The sequence below is a fragment of the Streptomyces shenzhenensis genome (assembly GCF_021462265.1).
Lineage (GTDB): Bacteria > Actinomycetota > Actinomycetes > Streptomycetales > Streptomycetaceae > Streptomyces > Streptomyces shenzhenensis.
Genome location: NZ_JAJONF010000013.1, coordinates 206,569 through 223,616, shown reverse-complemented (window position 1 = coordinate 223,616; position 17,048 = coordinate 206,569). Strand labels below are relative to the sequence as shown.

8 protein-coding genes are annotated in these 17,048 nt (G+C 69.8%); 7 read left to right on the top strand and 1 reads right to left on the bottom strand.

What is annotated here, in order from left to right:
• The first annotated feature begins 456 nt into the window (after positions 1-456).
• The 5 genes from LQ326_RS19340 (at position 457) to LQ326_RS19320 (ending at position 12,237) form a co-directional block, all read left to right on the top strand.
• Positions 457-3,075, top strand: a complete 2,619-nt coding sequence (locus tag LQ326_RS19340) for an alpha-L-arabinofuranosidase family protein (protein WP_234538391.1) — start codon at positions 457-459, stop codon at positions 3,073-3,075.
• A 410-nt stretch (positions 3,076-3,485) separates the two neighbouring features.
• A complete protein-coding gene (locus LQ326_RS19335) occupies positions 3,486-6,806 on the top strand; it encodes a GH92 family glycosyl hydrolase (RefSeq protein WP_234538390.1) in 3,321 nt (1,106 codons plus the stop codon).
• 229 nt (positions 6,807-7,035) lie between these two features.
• Positions 7,036-7,671 (top strand): nucleotide-binding protein, encoded by a 636-nt coding sequence (locus tag LQ326_RS19330; protein ID WP_234538389.1) that lies wholly within the window; start codon positions 7,036-7,038, stop codon positions 7,669-7,671.
• On the top strand, positions 7,668-7,892 hold the full coding sequence (locus tag LQ326_RS19325) for a hypothetical protein (RefSeq protein ID WP_234538388.1): 225 nt from the start codon (positions 7,668-7,670) through the stop codon (positions 7,890-7,892). The genes LQ326_RS19330 and LQ326_RS19325 overlap by 4 nt, the downstream gene beginning before the upstream one ends.
• 910 nt (positions 7,893-8,802) lie before the next feature.
• The gene (locus tag LQ326_RS19320) at positions 8,803-12,237 is read left to right on the top strand and encodes a phosphocholine-specific phospholipase C (protein ID WP_234538387.1); all 3,435 of its coding nucleotides are present in this window, start codon (positions 8,803-8,805) and stop codon (positions 12,235-12,237) included.
• Between the two features lie 171 nt (positions 12,238-12,408).
• Here the strand turns inward: LQ326_RS19320 and LQ326_RS19315 are convergent, their stop codons facing one another.
• The gene (locus tag LQ326_RS19315; protein WP_234538386.1) at positions 12,409-14,394 is read right to left on the bottom strand and encodes an N-6 DNA methylase; all 1,986 of its coding nucleotides are present in this window, start codon (positions 14,392-14,394) and stop codon (positions 12,409-12,411) included.
• Positions 14,395-14,536: 142 nt separating this feature from the next.
• Here LQ326_RS19315 and LQ326_RS19310 point away from each other — a divergent pair, with 142 nt between their 5' ends.
• Together LQ326_RS19310 and LQ326_RS19305 are read left to right on the top strand one after the other, a co-directional pair.
• On the top strand, positions 14,537-15,478 hold the full coding sequence (locus tag LQ326_RS19310; RefSeq protein ID WP_234538385.1) for a serine/threonine-protein kinase: 942 nt from the start codon (positions 14,537-14,539) through the stop codon (positions 15,476-15,478).
• A gap of 180 nt (positions 15,479-15,658) precedes the next feature.
• Positions 15,659-16,915 (top strand): serine/threonine-protein kinase, encoded by a 1,257-nt coding sequence (locus LQ326_RS19305; RefSeq protein WP_234538384.1) that lies wholly within the window; start codon positions 15,659-15,661, stop codon positions 16,913-16,915.
• Positions 16,916-17,048 lie beyond the last annotated feature (133 nt).

Below are 17,048 nucleotides of genomic sequence, written 5' to 3'. Positions count from 1 at the left end.
ACGGAAACCCGTCGCTGACAGTTATTGAAATACGGGCCCCCGCTGTGCCGGAGTACTGCCGCTGCACCCCGGCCGAGACGGTGCCCTTCTTGATGAATCCGGTGCGCTTCGAGTCGGCGGGGACTGCGGCGGAACGGGGCGCACGCAGGTGGGGGATGTGGTTACAGAGCGCGCCCGGGGAGATGCCGAGCGGTTTGGTGATCGAGGTGATGGAGCGGCTCGGGTCGGGGGCGGTTCACGGGCGGCGGCGAGGCCCGCTTGGTGCCACGGGGCGGGCCAGGTCCGGAGAAGCACTGCGGTACAAGGGGTGTTGACGGGCCTCGCCGACACCTTAAGATCCCTGCTGCTCGAAGTACCGATCGACGTACGGCATTTCGAACGAGGTCACGGCTTCGGCAGGCTGCCCTACTCCGGCCGGTACGCAACCCAACGGTCTGTCGACAAGGAATGAGCCGCATGCCTTCAGAAGCCGGAGTGCCCCGCAGAACCGTCCTCACCGTCCTGGGTGCCGCCTCCCTCGCCGGGACCTTCGCCGCCGCCACTCCCGCCGGGGCCGCCGAACCGGCCGGCACCACTGCGAACGCCACTGCTGCGGACCTTCCCGCCGCAGCGGCCCACTGGACCTTCGACGAAGGCTCCGGCACCTCCGCCGCCGACTCCTCCGGCAACGGTCGCATCGCGACGCTCCAGGGCGCGGCCGGCTGGGGCACCGGCAAGGTCGGCACCCGCAGTCTGAGCCTCGCAGCAGGCGGCAACGCCACGGCGTCCGGGCCGGTCCTCGACACCTCCAAGGCGTTCTCGGTAGGCGTCTGGGTCAACATCGCTCAACTCGGCGGCTACCAGACCGCCGTCAGCATCGACGGCAAGGTCGTCAGCTCATTCTACCTGGGGCTGCGCGACGACACCGGCACCTTCGCCTTCGCCCGGTTGGACTCGGACGCCACTCAGAGTGCTGCGGTGGCGGCCGCCGCTTCAGCGCCCACCATCGACACCTGGACCCATCTGGTCGGCGTCAGCGATCCGACCGCCGGCGTCGTTCGCCTCTACGTCAACGGCGTGCTGGAGGGGGAGACCGCCTACACCGCGGGCTGGGCCGGCAGCGGTGACACCGCCATCGGCCGTGCACTCTACGGCGGTGGGCACGTCGACCAGTGGCACGGTCTGATCGACGACGTATGGATGTTCCCGTCCGTCCTCACCTCCGAGCAGGTCGCGGCGCTGGCCGGGGTCCCGGTGGAGACCACGACGCCGCTGCTGAGCGTAGATGTCGCCAACCCCGCGCACGCCGTGTCCCCCATCCTTCCCGGCCTGATGTTCGAGGACATCAACCACTCCGGCGAGGGCGGCATCTATGCCGAACTGGTGCAGAACCGCTCGATGACGGCGAGCGACACCACGCCCGTCCACTGGTCCGCCGTCGGCGGGACGACCCTCGCACTCGACACCGGCAACCCGCTCAACGACGCGCTCAACCGTTCCCTCAAGGTCGCGCTGCCGAGCAGCACGGGCGCCGGAAGCCGGGCCGGCGTCGCCAACGACGGCTTCTGGGGCATACCGGTGCGGCCCGGAACCTCCTACACCGCCCGGCTGTTCGCCAAGGCGTCGCGACGCGTCGGCCCGCTCACGGTGGCCATCGAGTCGGCGGACGGCGCGACGGTGTACGCGTCCGCCCATGTGCCCCACATCGGCACCGCCTTCCACGGCCGCCCGTTCGAGCTGACCCTGCGCACCGGTTCGCGCACCCCCGTGGCCGGGGACGCAAGGCTGACCGTCACCACGGCCGACCCCTCCGCCGCGGGTGAGACCCTGTGGCTCCAGCATGTGTCCCTCTTCCCGCCCACCTACAACAATCGGTCCAACGGCCTGCGCATCGACCTGATGGACAAACTGGTCGCTCTGAAGCCGAAGTTCCTGCGCTTCCCCGGCGGGAACTTCCTCGAGGGCAACACCGTCGCGACACGCTTCGACTGGAAGAACACCATCGGCCCGGTCTGGGAGCGTCCCGGCCACATGGACGACGCCTGGGGCTACTGGTCCACGGACGGACTCGGACTCCTCGAATACCTGGAGTGGGCAGAGGACATGAAGGCCCAACCGGTCCTCGCCGTCTACGCCGGCTACTCGCTCAAGGGCGAACACGTCACCGGTGACGCGCTGAAGCCGTTCGTCCAGGACGCACTCGACGAGATCGAGTACGTCACCGGTCCCGTCGCCAGCACCTGGGGCGCACGACGTGCCGCCGACGGACATCCGGAGCCGTTCCCGCTGGAGTACGTGGAGATAGGCAACGAGGACTGGTTCGACTCCTCGGGGTCGTACGACGAGCGGTTCGCGGCCTTCTACGACGCGATCAAGGCGAAGTACCCGCATCTGAAGCTGATCGCCACGACGTCCGTGACGAGCCGCACGCCGGACCTGATCGACGAGCACTACTACCTGGCGCCATCCGCCGCCCAGGCCTCCACCCACAAGTACGACAACCGGGACCGCAATTCGACGAAGGTGTTCGTCGGGGAGTGGGCCGCGCAGGAGGGCCGCCCCACACCCGACCTCAACGCGGCGCTCGGCGACGCCGCTTGGCTGGCCGGGCTGATCCGCAACTCGGACCAGGTCCTCATGGAGTGCTACGCACCGCTCTTCTCGCACGTCAAGAACAACGTCTGGGCCACCAACCTGATCGCCTACGACAACCTCACCAGCTACGTGTCGCCCAGCTACTGGGCACAGCACATGCTGACGAGCAGGCTCGGCAACACGGTGCTGCCGGCCACCGCTCGTGCGCTGCCCGGTCTCGCCACCGTGGCCACCCGCTCCGGCAACCGCCTCTACCTCGCGGTGGTCAACTGCGGGACGGAGAAGGCGAACGTGCCGGTCGAACTGAAGGGGCTGGTCAAGGGCGTCAAGAGGCGGGCCACCGCGACGGTCCTGACCGGCCCCTCGCGCACCACCACCAACACGCTGACGGATCCCGACACGCTGGTGCCGAGGAGGAGCACCGTCACCGGCGTGGCGGCGTCCTTCACCAGCACCCTGCCGCCGCTCTCGGTCACCGTACTGGAGCTCGTCCTGACCTGATCGCTCACCGCCCGACGCCCCTGTGGGCGTCGGGCAACGGACGCCCTGCAGAACCACGGTCGAGTCCGGCAGCTGTTTCGGGAGCTCGGCCGGCCGGGCTGTCGCGTCATGCCCGCCGGGGAACCGGCCCGCGTCAACCCGTGGTGAAAACGAGCCTGTTGGCCCCTGAGCGGGACGAGGGCGCGCAAGCACCTTGTGAGACAAGGCCCGACGGCGATACAACCCTTCCTGATAACGTTGTCAAAGGAAGGTTGGCGCGGATGCGTCTCCGTCACAGACAGATACGACGCCCGCAGGCCGTGGTGATCGCGGCGCTGGCTGGGACGTTGCTCGCGACAAGCGGTGGTGGGGTAGCCGCAGCCCAGACCTCGACGTCGCCAGGGTGGAAGGCGTCGGCCGCCGATGCGCTGGTGGACAACCCGGTGTCGCTGGTCGATCCGCTCATCGGTACCGGATCGGGCGGGGCCACGGTCGGTCAGGTGGACACCTACCCGGGGGCGACCGCGCCCTTCGGCATGCTGTCCTTAAGCCCTGACACCCCCTCACGACCTGATGGCGGCGGCTACAACTACGACGACACCTCCATCACCGGCTTCAGCCTCACCCACATGTCGGGCCCGGGCTGCGGCGCCTACGGCGACTTCCCCGTCCTGCCGACCGTGGGCGGTCTCACGGCCGACCCGGCGAACACCACCGCGGCGTTCCGGCACAGCGACGAGCAGGCCGCACCGGGCTCCTACTCGGTCACCTTGAACCCGGGTACGGCGACACCGGTCCAGGCCGACCTCGCGGCCACCGCCCGTACCGGCGTGGCCCAGTTCACCTATCCCAGCACCGACGCGGCGAACCTGCTGTTCAAGATGGGCGACGCGCAGTCCGGCAATCAGGCCGCGAACATCCAGGTGGTGGGTGACAACGAAGTCACCGGCACCGAGACGGCCGGGCAGTTCTGCGGCTCACCGGGCACTTACCCGGTGCACTTCGTCGCCACCTTCTCGCGCCCGTTCTCCTCCTACGGCACCTGGCACACCGCGCCCACCGGTCCCAATGTCTTCACCCAGCCGGCCGGTGATCTCCCGTGGAGCTACCACGAGGTGACAAGCGGCGGGACCACGGCGAGCATCAACCCCGCCACGACGCCCGACGGTGCGAGCGCCGTCTCCTGGAAGCAGAGCACGGCACTGGCCAACACCTGGATCCAGGCAACGCCCTCGGGCCTGGTCCAGGGCGACAGCTACCAGGCCAGCGTCACTTTGCAGGGGAGCGGCGACGTCTACCTCGACTTCTACAACGGCCGGCAGGACGTCGGCGGCAAGGCCGTCAACCTCACCTCCACGCCGGTCACGCTGACCGTGGACACCGCGATCCCGGGCGGCGCCATCGGCGCCCCGCAGTTCCAGGTGCGCACCGCCGGGACGGGCCCGGTTGATCTGCTGGCATCCGAGGTGTCGATCCGTCAGGACACCGTGGTCAAGTCCCCGGGCACCAGCCGCGTCAGCGCGCACGGCCCGGTCACCGAGCCCGTACCTGCCGGTCCCCACGGCAAGCCCGCCGGTGTGCACACCAGAACACCGGTGGCCCCCCGCGAAGTCGAGGCGAAGGGCTCGCAGTCACGCACCCAGGCCGCCGGCACCGACGGTCTGCAGTCGGGCGCCTGGGTCAGCTTCGACACCACCACCCGGCGCCAGGTGACGATGAAGGTCGCCCTTTCCTACGTGAGCCAGGACAACGCGGCCGCCAACCTGGCGAGGGAGGACCCGGGCTGGAGTGTGTCCGCGGTCTCCGAACGCACCCGCGCGCAGTGGAACGGCCTGCTCTCCCGGATGCGGATCGGCGGAGGAACCCCGGCCCAGCGCCGGCAGTTCTACACCGCGCTCTACCACACCCTGCTGGAACCGAGCATCTTCTCCGACGCCAACGGCGACTACCTCGGCTTCGACGACAAGGTGCACCGGACGGCGCACGGCAAGGAGCAGTACGCCAACTTCTCGGGCTGGGACATCTACCGCTCCGAGATACCCCTGCTCGCCGTGATCGCCCCGGAACGGACGAGCCAGATGATGACCTCACTCCTCAACGACGAGGCGCAGGGCGGCTGGCTGCCCAAGTGGGGGTTCGCCAACGACTACACCGACGTCATGAACGGCGACGCCGCCGACCTGATCCTGGCCGAGGCATACGCCATGGGGGCCCGGGACTTCGACGCGAAGGCCGCGCTCGCCGCCATGGTCAAGGGCGCCACCAGCGTGCCGGCGTCGCCCGCGGAGATGGGGCAGGGCTGGTACGTCGAGCGGCCTCAGCTCGCGTCCTACGAATCGCTCGGGTATGTCCCGAACACCACCCAGAGCTCGCTGTCGCCGGTGAACAACGGGGCGTCGGAGACCATCGAGTACGCCACGGCCGACTTCGGCATCGCGGCCCTCGCCAAGGCCCTGGGCGAGACCTCGACCTACCGGACGTTCCTGACCCGTTCGCAGAACTGGACCAACGTCTTCAACACCGACACCGGCTACGTTCAGCCGCGCGACGGGAACGGCCAGTTCCCGCAGTTCGATCCGACCACCGACGGCATGGGCACCTTCGGCCAGTCCGGTTTTCAGGAGGGCAACGCCGCCCAGTACACCTGGGCGATCCCACAGAACATCCACGGCCTGATCGACGCGATGGGCGGCAACGAAGCCGCCGCCAAGCGCCTGGACACCTACTTCCAGCAGCTCAACGCCGGCCCCAACCTCCCGTACGAATGGGCCGGCAACGAGCCCGCCTTCGGCACCCCGTACGTCTACGACTACGCGGGCGCGCCCTACCGGACGCAGGAGATCGTGCACCGCCTGCTCACCTCGGTCTACTCGGACACTCCCGGCGGGGAGCCCGGCAATGACGACCTCGGCTCCATGAGCTCCTGGTACGTGTGGTCCAGCCTCGGCATGTATCCGGAGACCCCGGGTACGCCGGTGCTCGCGCTGAGCGCGCCGATATTCTCCAGGGTGCGGATCGACCTGCCCGGTGGGCACCGGCTGATGATGACCGCGCCGGGCGCCTCGACGAGCACCTATGTGCATCACCTGTCGGTCGACGGGAAGTCGTGGGCGTCTGCCTGGCTGCCCGCCTCGCTGCTCACCGGGGCCGACGCCGCGTCACGTCGGCCCGCGACCAGCGAACTCACGTTCACCCTGTCATCCACCGCCGACCGGACATGGGCCGGCGCGGCCGCCGACGCACCGCCGTCCTACGCGGCCGGTCCCCTGCAATTTCCGCCGGGACGCAAGCCCGTCATCCTCACCCCGACCGGGCCCAACCTGCTCGGAAGCGCGCCAACCGGCCAACTGGCCTGGCAGGGACCGGTACAGAACGGTGTGGGCCCGGTGCCCGGGACCGTCACGGCCACGACCACACCCCAGGGCGCGAGTGCGGTGAAGTGGACGCAGTCCACCGCGGCTCCCGGCACCTGGATATGGGTCGATCCGACGTCCCAGCTGCCCGCGGGCCAGAGGTACCAGACCTCGGTCACCCTGCAGGGCACCGGTACGGTCTACGTGGACTTCTGGACCGGCCAACAGGACCTGACCAGTCAGACCGTCCAACTGACCGCAACACCGCAGGCCCTGACCGTCCAGGGCGAGGTCCCGTACGCGGCTGACACACATGTCCAGGTCCGCACCGCGGACACCGGCCCGGTCGACCTCTACGCGAGCGCCGCTTCCCTCCAGGTCCTCACCCCGGAGCAGTAGACAGCCGCCGGCCGCACCGCAGTCGGGGTCCCCTCGACGAGTGAGGGGACCCCGACTGCGTCTGTACGGGTGAGCAGGAGGGCCAGGCCTCGGTCAACCAGCAGGGCAACGCCCCACATCGTTCCGCACTCACCCACACGAATGATTCACCGGCGCCGCGGGGTGAACGATGACACCGTGTGTCCCGGGTCGACGGCCGGCAGCCGCCCGAGACCATAGGTTGACGTCTGTGTCGCTGAGCTATGCCTTTGTGAACCTGAAGCCCGGGGTGGGAAAGACGACCAGCGCAGTCTGGTTGGCCCACGCACTTCACGAGTCGGGTGTCTCGCCGCTGCTGGTCGACGGTGACCCTGCCTCCTCCGCTCTGCGCTGGAGCGAATTGGCAGGTGGCTTCCCGTTTCCTGTGGTCGCTCTGCCGGTGAGCGACGTGCACCGTCGCGTGAACGACTTCCTGGGCGACCGGCAGGCCGTCGTGTTCGATGCTCCGCAGCTGGAGGACCACGCGCGGATCGCCCGCAGCATCATGAGGTACGCAAACGAGTGGATCGTGCCGGTGACGCCGGCTCCCATCGAGCTGGATCGCATGGCGCCCATCGGTGGCGAGATGGGCGACGTACAGTCCTTGCGAGTCCAGTCGGCCCGCGCCGCCGTTCTGCTGAACCGGACGAATCGTGCGGACGCCACCCGTACCGGTCCCGACGCGGACGCCCGCGAAGCTCTCACCGAGCGGGGATTCGACGTGTTGTCCACCCACATTCCGCGGCTCGACCTGTACGCCCAGTCGTTCGGAAGTCCGGTGGAGGCCAAAGGCTCCGCGTACATGGACCTCGCAGACGAACTCATCAAGCGGCAGGACGAGACATGAATCAGCGCAAGGACACCTACCGGGCCGCACTGCGGCGCGGACCGGACGCTGTCGCACCACGTCCCGTCAAAGTCGCTCAGCTGCACACCCGGTACGTGCGGGTGACCATCGAGCTCGACACCGGCTTTCCGCGTGACCTCGTGCAATGGGCGGGGGCACCGGTGTCCGCGATGATGCGGGCCGGCGCAGCTGCCCTGCGACCCCTGAGAAGCGCCCCGTAGGCCGGGTGACGCAGTCGTGCGTGAACTGGCCTTCGCTCGCCCACTGGCTTGACTGCGGTGGGTGATCTCGTTGGATGGCGGAGGCCCGGAGATATGCGCCCGCTGGATGCCGGTCTTCATGGGGAGGGAGTGAGGGCGTCCGGCGGATCTTGGAGCTTGAGCCGCCACTGCGCCAGCACGACCGTATCGTCAGTGGTCAAGTCCCCCCTCGGACACGGACCATATCCCCAACTTGTGCGGGTCGAGGGTTGCCTCGGCTCGCACGAGCTGTTTTCCGGGTTCGAACGTCAGTCCCTGTTTCCTGGCGTTCTGCTCCTTCCGCGCTGCGGGCTTCGGTGCGGCGGTGCTGGACTTCGGCGATCCGGTCGGGGACTGCTTTCGGGTCGGCCCCGGCTTCGAACGCTTCGCGGTAGCGGGCGAGCTTCGCGTCGCCGTCCGCGAACACGCGGACGGCGTCCTTCGCAGAGGGTGACGGTCTCGTGCCGGACCGTGCGGCGTGCGTGATCGGAATCGGTCCTCCGGCTGGTGTGGGGTGAAGGCCAGGGTGAGCCGGCGCCGAGGGGCAACCATCCGGCCTCGTCGACCGTCTGCAAGGCCTCGTGCAGGGCAGCGGGCGGACGGCGGGCGGCCGGGGTGGTGCGCGTGTGGATCGCGTCGTCGGCACGGTCGACGTCCACGGTGCAGGGCGGTGGCGTGGGGGTCGGGTGAGGCGGTGGGCCCGGCCGGGGTTTCACCCTCGGTAGCCGCGAGGCGCCGCTCCCGCACGGCCGCGTGACCGCCGTCCTGCTCACCGTCTGCCGAACCCGACCGTGTGACCAGGACGAACGTCGGATTCCTCGGCGTGAACAGTGGGCGAAACCCTGTCGCAGAGGGTTCTTGATCACCGTGTCGGAGGCATAGCCTCCGCGTCATGTCCGAAACCTCCCGCCGCAGGATCCTCGGCGCTCTCGCCGGTGGCGCCGCGCTCTCCGTTCTGCCCCCCTCGCTTCTCAAGGCCATGGCCGCGCCGATGCCGCGCGGCGGCATGCAAGCGATCGAGCACGTCATCGTGCTGATGCAAGAGAACCGCTCCTTCGACAACTACTTCGGCACCCTCAAGGGGGTGCGCGGCTTCGGCGACCGCACCCCCCTGCGCCTGCCCGAGGGCGCCGATGTCTTCAGGCAGCCGCGGGCCGGCGGCGACGTCCTGCCCTTCTCGGCCCGCCAGGCGGCGGTCGACGCCGGCCGCCCGGAGAGCGACATCCAGTACCTGGGCTCGCTTCCGCACGGATTCACGGACGCCACCCAGGCACGGGCGAACGGCTGGTGGAACGACTGGATCGCCGCCAAGGGCCAGAGCACCATGGCCTTCTACGACCGGCGGGACATACCCCTGCAGTACGAACTGGCCGACCGGTTCACCATCTGTGATTCCTACTTCTGCTCCATATACGGCTCCACCAACCCCAACCGCAACTACCTGTGGACCGGCACCACGGGCTTCGAGCCGGACGGTGTGAACAGAGCCGTCACCAACGCCGCCTACTCCTACACCCACGCCGGATACGACTGGACCACCTACCCCGAGCGCCTGGAGGCGGCCGGGATCTCGTGGCAGATCTACCAGGAGTGGGACAACTTCACCGACAACGCGGTCGAATACTTCCGGCCGTGGAAGCAGATCGGCCGGAAGATCCTTTCCAAGGTCAGCGGAGAGTTCTCCACCACCGAGCAGTTCTACGACAGCCTCTGGGGCCAGTCCTCCGCGCAGCGGCAGGCCGCCCTCGCCCAGTTCCAGCAGGGTGTGGACTCCCTGACCGAGGCCGAGCGCCGGCTCTTCCTGCGCGGCGCCTACCGCTCCGAGCCGGACACCCTGATCCCCCGGCTCACGGCGGACATCAAGAACGGCATGCTGCCCGCGGTGAGTTGGGTGGTACCCACCGCGGCGCTCTCCGAACACCCCGGCTCCTCCACCCCGGTCGGCAGCGCCAACCTCGTCTACGACCTGCTCGACGCCCTCGCCAGCGACCGCGAGACCTGGTCGAAGACGGTGCTGTTCATCAACTTCGACGAGAACGACGGCTACTTCGACCACGTGCCCGCCCCGGTCGCGCCCAAGCCCGACTCCGGCAACAGCGACGACTGGTTCAACGGCCGCCCGGTCGGCCCCGGCCCGCGCGTGCCGATGACGATCGTGTCGCCGTGGACGGTGGGCGGCTTCGTCTCCTCCGAGGCGTTCGACCACACCTCCGTGATCCGTTTCATGGAACAGTGGACCGGGGTCCGGGAGCCCAACATCAGCGCCTGGCGCCGCAGTGTCTTCGGCGACCTCACCTCCGTCTTCGACTTCCACCGCACCCATCGGCAGCCCGAGGTGGAGCAGCCCGGCCCGGTACCGGCGCCGATCGGCCGCTGGAACCCCGTTCCGCCGAAGAAGCAGGCGCTCCCGGAGCAGGAGGCGGGCACCCGTCCCACCCGTCCCCTGCCGTACCGCCTGTCGCTGCGTGCGGACGTCACCGACGGCCAGGTCCGGCTGCGGCTTGGCAACACCGGTACCGCGGCGGCCGCGGTCACCGCGTACCCCGGCGACGGTGGCGAGCCGCGGACCTGGACGCTCGCCGCGGGCGGAAGCACCGCGGACACGGTCGGCTACGGCCCCGACGGTTACGACCTCCAGGTGCGCGGCCCCGGCTGGTCGACGTGGGAACTGCGCGGCGCCGGCGCCGGTGCCGAGGCGTACCTGGTCGAGCAGGCCGGGCCGGGCCCGGTCATGGTCCACTGCGCCAACCCCTCCTCGACGACCCGGACGCTCCTCGTCGGCGAGTCGGTCTACCCGCGCCACGCCGACGACCACGTACGGACCGTCACCCTCGCGCCCGGGCAGAAGCGCGTCGTGCCGATCCATCTCTCCCGCCACGGCTGGTACGACATCGTCGTGGTCGACGAGAGCGACCCGGGCTTCCTGCGACGTATGACCGGCCGCCTGGCCGACCCCAAGGAGGGTGTCACCGACCCGGCCACCGGCATACTCCCGGCACTGGCCGCCTCGATCACCCTGCCCGAGCCGCTGCCGGGCCTGGACACCCCGCTCGCCCAGGGCAGCCCGGCCGAGGTCGTCGTCACCCTGACGAATCGGAGCGCGGCCCACCTGGACCGCCTCGCGGCCACCCTGCTCATCCCCTCCGGCTGGACGGTCGAGCGGTCCGGGGCCGCGCCGCGGTCACTGGCCGCCGGGAAATCCGCCGACGTCCGCTTCAGGGTCACACCGGCCGCCGATGCCACCGTCGGCAGCCTGATCGTGGCCGCGCACGCCGACGGCGACGGTCTGCTGAAGATCGCCGACGCGCGCGTGCGGACCAAGGTCGCCGCCGCGATGAGCGTGACCCTGACCGGTCCTTCGGCCTCACCGAAGACCGATGGCACCGTGCTGTCGCCCGGCGAACCGCGCACCGTGACCGCGACCGTCACCAACGCCGGCAGCGCCCCGCTCACCGGCCTGGCGGGCACGCTCACCCTGCCCGACGGCTGGACCGCCACCCCGTCGGCCTCCGTGCCGGCCACGGTTCCGGCGCGCTCCTCCGTCGCCCTCGCGTGGGACGTCGTCGCGCCGGTGTCGGCCGCCCGTACGTCCGCCGCGGTCAAGGCCACCGTCACCGCGAGCCTGGGCGGGCGGGCCAAGGAGCAGACGGCGTCGCTGGCCGCCGAGGTCGGCCCCGTGATGACCGGTTACCTGCTCGCCGAGGACTTCGAGTCCGTCGCCCCGTCCCTGGCATCGGCCGTCGACCTCAGCCGTCCCGGCCTGGTGGGCTGGACGCGGACCACGCCCGGCGGGTGGACGGTCACCAACGCGCCGACGATGCCGCAGGGCACCAGGGAACTGCAGGGCTGGACCTTCCTCTCCAAGCAGTTCTGGTTCCCGGCGGGGCAGGACCGGCCGAACTTCAGCCGGAGCCTGGGCATCGTGGCGGTCGCCGACGCGGACGACTGGGACGACACCGGCAGCCCGTCGAGCCGCGGCCGGTTCGACTCGACACTGACCACTCCCGCGATCGCCATCCCGCCGGGCACCTCGACCCTGCACCTGGGCTTCGACTCCCACTACCGTCAGGAGAGCCCGCAGGAGGCCGAGGTCACCGTCGAGTTCGACGCCGGAGGGGCAACCCGCGTGCTGCACTACTCCAGCGCGGCCTCGGGGAACACCAACAACGGCCAGGACCAGCAGAACCAGCTGGTCGACCTCTCCTTCGCGGTCCCGTCCGGAGCGACGTCGGTCAGGGTGAACTTCCGGCTGTTCAACGCGGGGAACAACTGGTTCTGGGCGATCGACAACGTCCGCCTCGGCACCGGTCCGGTCAACGACGCGTGAGCCACCGGCCCGCGCGGGGAGCCGACCGGCCCCGCGCGGGCCCGCCGGGGGCGGGGTGTCTCACGGCGGCTTGGATTCGTTGTGTGATGTCTCCGAGTCTCTCGGTAGTCTCCAGGATCTGGCTGGCGGTGCGGGGTCGTTTGCTGAGTCCGGGCGACCGGCCGGTAAGGGTCAGGTAGCCAGTCCACCTGCCGCGAGGCGATCGCTCATGTCGCCCACCAACCCCTTACCTGAACGCTCGGCTCTGGCGACGAGCGCCTCGAAGGCCCTGAGGCGACGAAACGTATCCGCGTACACCATCTGCTTCTCCAGGGGAAGCTGGAGCACCTGCAACCGCCGGATGTCGACGCGGGAGGAGCTGGAAGCATGGGTGCCCGCCTGGCGCCCGTTGGCCGGAGCGCGCAGACAGCCGGCGAGGAAGTGGGGATCGAGCTTCTCGGAGTCCACCCGCAGGGTGTAGAGCTGCGGGCCCAGAGCCATCGGTGCGCCCTCATGCACCCAGGCTTTGAAGGCCCGGATCACTCCGGCGACCACTACATCGCCCTCTTCGGCAAGGGTGTGGGCCGATCGGGTGGCCAGCAGCCCACTGGGCGCACCGTCGAGCAGCAGGTCGGCGATGGTGAGGAGCGGTACGGCGTTCCCGTTGGCAGGTGCCGTCTTCTCCGGAGGCTGCTGACCGGCGCGCAGTGTCAGCGCGCCGGCCTTGACCAGGTCTCCCACTGTCGTCGTGGTCTGCTGGGTGCCGGTCTCGACGTCGAGTACGGACAGATGTTGTGCCTGATCGGCGAGATCGGTCAGCAGCGACCCGAACTCGCTCCACCTATTGGCAAGTTCTTTCAACGACGGTTCGGACGCCGACGCGGTGTAGCGGCCCGGGGTGACGTCCACCTCGTCGTCCAGAAGGTCGAGCAAGGGAACGCGTACGGCGCTCTCCGGCGGCTCTTGACCGGAATGGTCGAGGGTCGCCAGCGCGGTGAGGACGAAGGAACCCAGAGCGTCCCAGTCGGGGCTCGGCTCGCGCGTTCCCGGTCGTGCGAAGCCGGTGGCGTCCACCAGGAGTGCGTCCTGGCTCGGAGGAGGGCCGGCAAGGCCGTCCGCTGCTGCTCGCAGGACCCACAACTGCAGTGACACGCTGTGGGGTTGGGCACTGCCCGGAGGTAGGGACACCACCGCCCGAAGCGCTCCGGTGCGCAGCAGAGAGCCGCGAATGCGCCGACCCGCCTTGCGTGACGCCACGGCGGGAGGGAGGACCACCACGGCGACTCCGCCGGGCTTGAGGTGGGAGAGGAGGTGCTGCACCCAGGCCAGTTCTGGCTCGGTCCGCGGGGGCAGCCCATGGGTCCAGCGCTGGTCGGTGGCGAGTTCCTCGTATCCCCAGTCCCGTTCATTGAACGGCGGGTTGCACAGTGCGATGTCGGCCTTGGTCCCGGTGAAGGGGTCCTCTCGCAGCGCGTCGGCCGTGGCGATCCGTGTACGGATGTGACGGTCCTCCGCGACGAAGCCGAGCCGGGCGGACGCCAGCGCGGCCAGCGCCGGATCCCGCTCGCACGCGAGCAACTCGAGGCCCGGGCTGTCGTACTCCTGAGCGGCAGCTGCCGCCAGGTGTCCCGTGCCGCACGCCGGGTCCAGGACGGTCAGTCCGCCATCCTGCGCACCGAGACGGGAGGTGAGGGCGATCCGGATCATCAGCGTGGCGAGCGGTGGTGGCGTGGTGCTGAGCTGCCGGACATGGGTTTCCAGCCACCGTTGCAGCAGGAACTCGAAGGTGTCGCGCGGCCCCTCCGCCCGCCCCAGCTTCGCCGCCTCGGCCACCAGCTCCCGAGCCTGCGGAGAGAGCTCGGCATGGGAGATCCGCGCCCTGGACGACCGCATCCGGCGCGCGGCCTCGGCCACGGCCAGCCCCGACTCGTTCCGACTGCCGAGCAACTCGAAGCGGGGCCACAGGAGTTCCTTGCCGCCGAGGTTTCTGAGCTTGCCGTTGTCCCGCAGCCACTGTTCGACCTCGGCCAGTGAGAACTGCGGGCTGACGTCGGTCCCCCCGATCCGGGCGGGGAAGGAGTCGTGGCGCCTGCGCCAGTTGCTCACGGCGGCCCGCCCGACGCCGGCGATCCGGGCGATCTCAGCCAGGCTGACGGGCACGACGTCGAGGGTACTCATCGATCAGTCTCCGAGGTACTTGGTGACTGGGTGGGTGTCGGCTCCCCAGCAACCGATGGCAAGAAGGCTACTACGCTCATTGACTCTGTTCACAGGGCTTACGTTCCATGCTGATGTGTGGGAGATGTGGAGGTCGGGGAAGATGCCGAGTCTCGCGCCGGGAATGGTGCTCGGTGGCCGCTATCGGCTGGAGTCGATTCTGGGTCGAGGTGTGATGGGGCAGGTGTGGCAGGGGCGGGACCTGCCCCTCGGCCGGCCCGTCGCGGTCAAGACCGTCGCAACGGAGCTGCTGGCCGTGGCGAGCAGCCGCGACGCGGCCCTGACCCGGTTCAGCAGGGAGACGCGGGCGGCCGCACGCCTGGACCATGCGAACGTCGCCACTGTCTTCGACGCATCGCTCACGGACGACACCTGCTGCCTGGTGATGGAACTGATCGAAGGCACCACTCTCGAGCACCTCTTCGACCAGCAGGAGGACGGGCGGTTCGACCTCGTCTCGGCGGTCGCCGTCGCGGCCCAGCTCTGCGCCGGGCTGTCCGCGGTCCATGCCGCCGATCTGGTCCACCGGGACCTGAAGACGCAGAACATCATGATCCGGCGGGACGGCGTCGTGAAGATCCTGGACTTCGGGTTGGTCAAACTGCTCAGTGACACGGATCCGCGGCTGACGACGACCGGCGAGGGCATCGGCAACCTCTTCTGCGCCTCACCCGAGTTGCTGGCGGGACGGGACCAACTCGACGGCCGCAGCGACCTGTATGCCGTGGGCTGCCTGCTGCACCACATGCTGACGGGCGAGACTCCCTTCCCCACCCATCAGCCCGCGCTCTTGTCCTCCCACCATCTCGCCTCGCCCCCGCCCCTCGTCGCCGACTCCGGGGTGGACGTGCCCGGCGACCTGCAGAACCTGCTCACGGCCCTGCTCGCCAAACGGCCCGAGGACCGCCCTTCCTCGGCGGCCGAGGTCTACGCGGCCCTCGCGCCCCACCTGCCGCAGCCGCGACCCGAGTTGGCTGTCAGGCGCACCGTGCCCGAGGATCCCCGCCGGCCGTTCCTGGTTCCGCAGGGCCCGATGCCGCTGTGATGCGTGCCCCCGTTCCTGGCCGCCCCGGCGGGTGGTTGTAGGAATCATCTTTCTGGGTACCCAAGGGCTGGGAGCGCCGTGAGCCGGTGACACAATGATCTCGTCGGCCGGGTGCCGTGACGTCCCCGGCCGCCGGGAGGCGGCGGGCGCGGGGAGCGTCGGGAGTGGGGGCGGGGCGCGATGGGGCGAAGCCTTGGGCGGTACGAGCTCACGCACGAATTGGGCCGCGGCGGCATGGGCGTCGTCTGGGCGGCGTACGACCGTGACCATCACCGCGACGTGGCCGTCAAACTCCTGGCGACCCGCGGCCGCGGTGCCGAACCCGGCACGCTGGAACGCCGCTTCCTGCGCGAGATCCGCCTGACCGGCCGCCTGCGCCATCCGGGTGTCCCCGCCGTCCACGACCACGGCAACCACGAAGGCGAGCTGTACCTGGTCATGGATCTCATCCCCGGCCGAGCCCTGGACGCCGTCCTCAAGAACGACGGACCGCTCGGCATCGAGCAGGCGGCGGACGTCGCCCTCCGTACAGCCGAAGTGCTCTCCTACGCCCACGGTCAGGGCGTCGTGCACCGCGACCTCAAACCGTCGAACCTGATGATCACCCCGGACGGAGACATCAAGGTCCTTGATTTCGGGGTGGCCGCAGCCCTGGAACCGCAGTCCGGCGAAACGCATTTCACGGCCTCCAACGCCACCCCGGGCACGGTCGTCTACATGGCGCCCGAACAGGCCGTGGGCCGCACGGTGCCCGCCAGCGACCTCTACTCGCTGGGCTGTGTCCTGTACGAACTCCTCACCGGTACACCGCCGTTCACCGACGGCAGCCCCTTCATGCTGTACCACCGGCATGCCAACGAGCCCGTCCCGCCGCTCACCGACCGCCGCCCCGATGTGCCCGACGGTCTGCGGACCCTGGTCGAGCGTCTGCTGGAGAAGAGGCCCGAGGACCGGCCCGGCTCGGCCGCCGAGGTGGCGGCCCTGCTCACGGCCTGGGCACCCCGACCGGCTTCCGCTGCCGAGTCGACGCCCCCTCATCCACGTCTGGCCGAGATCGAGGCCCTGCGCCGCGCCGGCCGTCCGGCTCACGCCCTCGAGGAGTACCGGGGACTGATGGCCGCGCCCGGCCTCGACCGCGCGGGCACGCTCGCCGCGCGGTCCGGAGCCGCCCTGTGCCTGGGCGCGCTCGGCCGCACCCGGGATGCCTTGGACGAGCTGAAGTCCGTCCTCGCCGAACAACGCAGCCTGCTCGGACCGGGCCACCCCGCGGTGTCGGACACCCGCTACGAGATCGCCGTCCTGCTGATCCGCACCGGCGAAAGACATGCCGCCGAGGAACTGCTGCGCCGCCTGGCCGACGAGGAGGACGCCGTCATGCCTGCTTCCGGGCACGGGCGCAGCCGGGCGCTGCTGCAGCGGCTGGGGCGGATGGGCTGAAGTGTGGCATATCGATTGCACATCAAGGGTGTGAGCTCTGTTCACAGTTGACAGATCGTGTTACGCTCCGTCGCGCCGTTCCGGTGGGGAGACAGGTCACGGTCTACGGACGGCGCAGGAGACACTGAGGGGA

Coding starts and splice junctions, on each gene's coding strand:
- LQ326_RS19315 (WP_234538386.1), bottom strand. CDS start 14,394: ATGAGTACCCTCGACGTCGTGCCCGTCAGCCTGGCTGAGATCGCCCGG.
- LQ326_RS19325 (WP_234538388.1), top strand. CDS start 7,668: ATGAATCAGCGCAAGGACACCTACCGGGCCGCACTGCGGCGCGGACCG.
- LQ326_RS19305 (WP_234538384.1), top strand. CDS start 15,659: ATGGGGCGAAGCCTTGGGCGGTACGAGCTCACGCACGAATTGGGCCGC.
- LQ326_RS19340 (WP_234538391.1), top strand. CDS start 457: ATGCCTTCAGAAGCCGGAGTGCCCCGCAGAACCGTCCTCACCGTCCTG.
- LQ326_RS19320 (WP_234538387.1), top strand. CDS start 8,803: ATGTCCGAAACCTCCCGCCGCAGGATCCTCGGCGCTCTCGCCGGTGGC.
- LQ326_RS19310 (WP_234538385.1), top strand. CDS start 14,537: ATGCCGAGTCTCGCGCCGGGAATGGTGCTCGGTGGCCGCTATCGGCTG.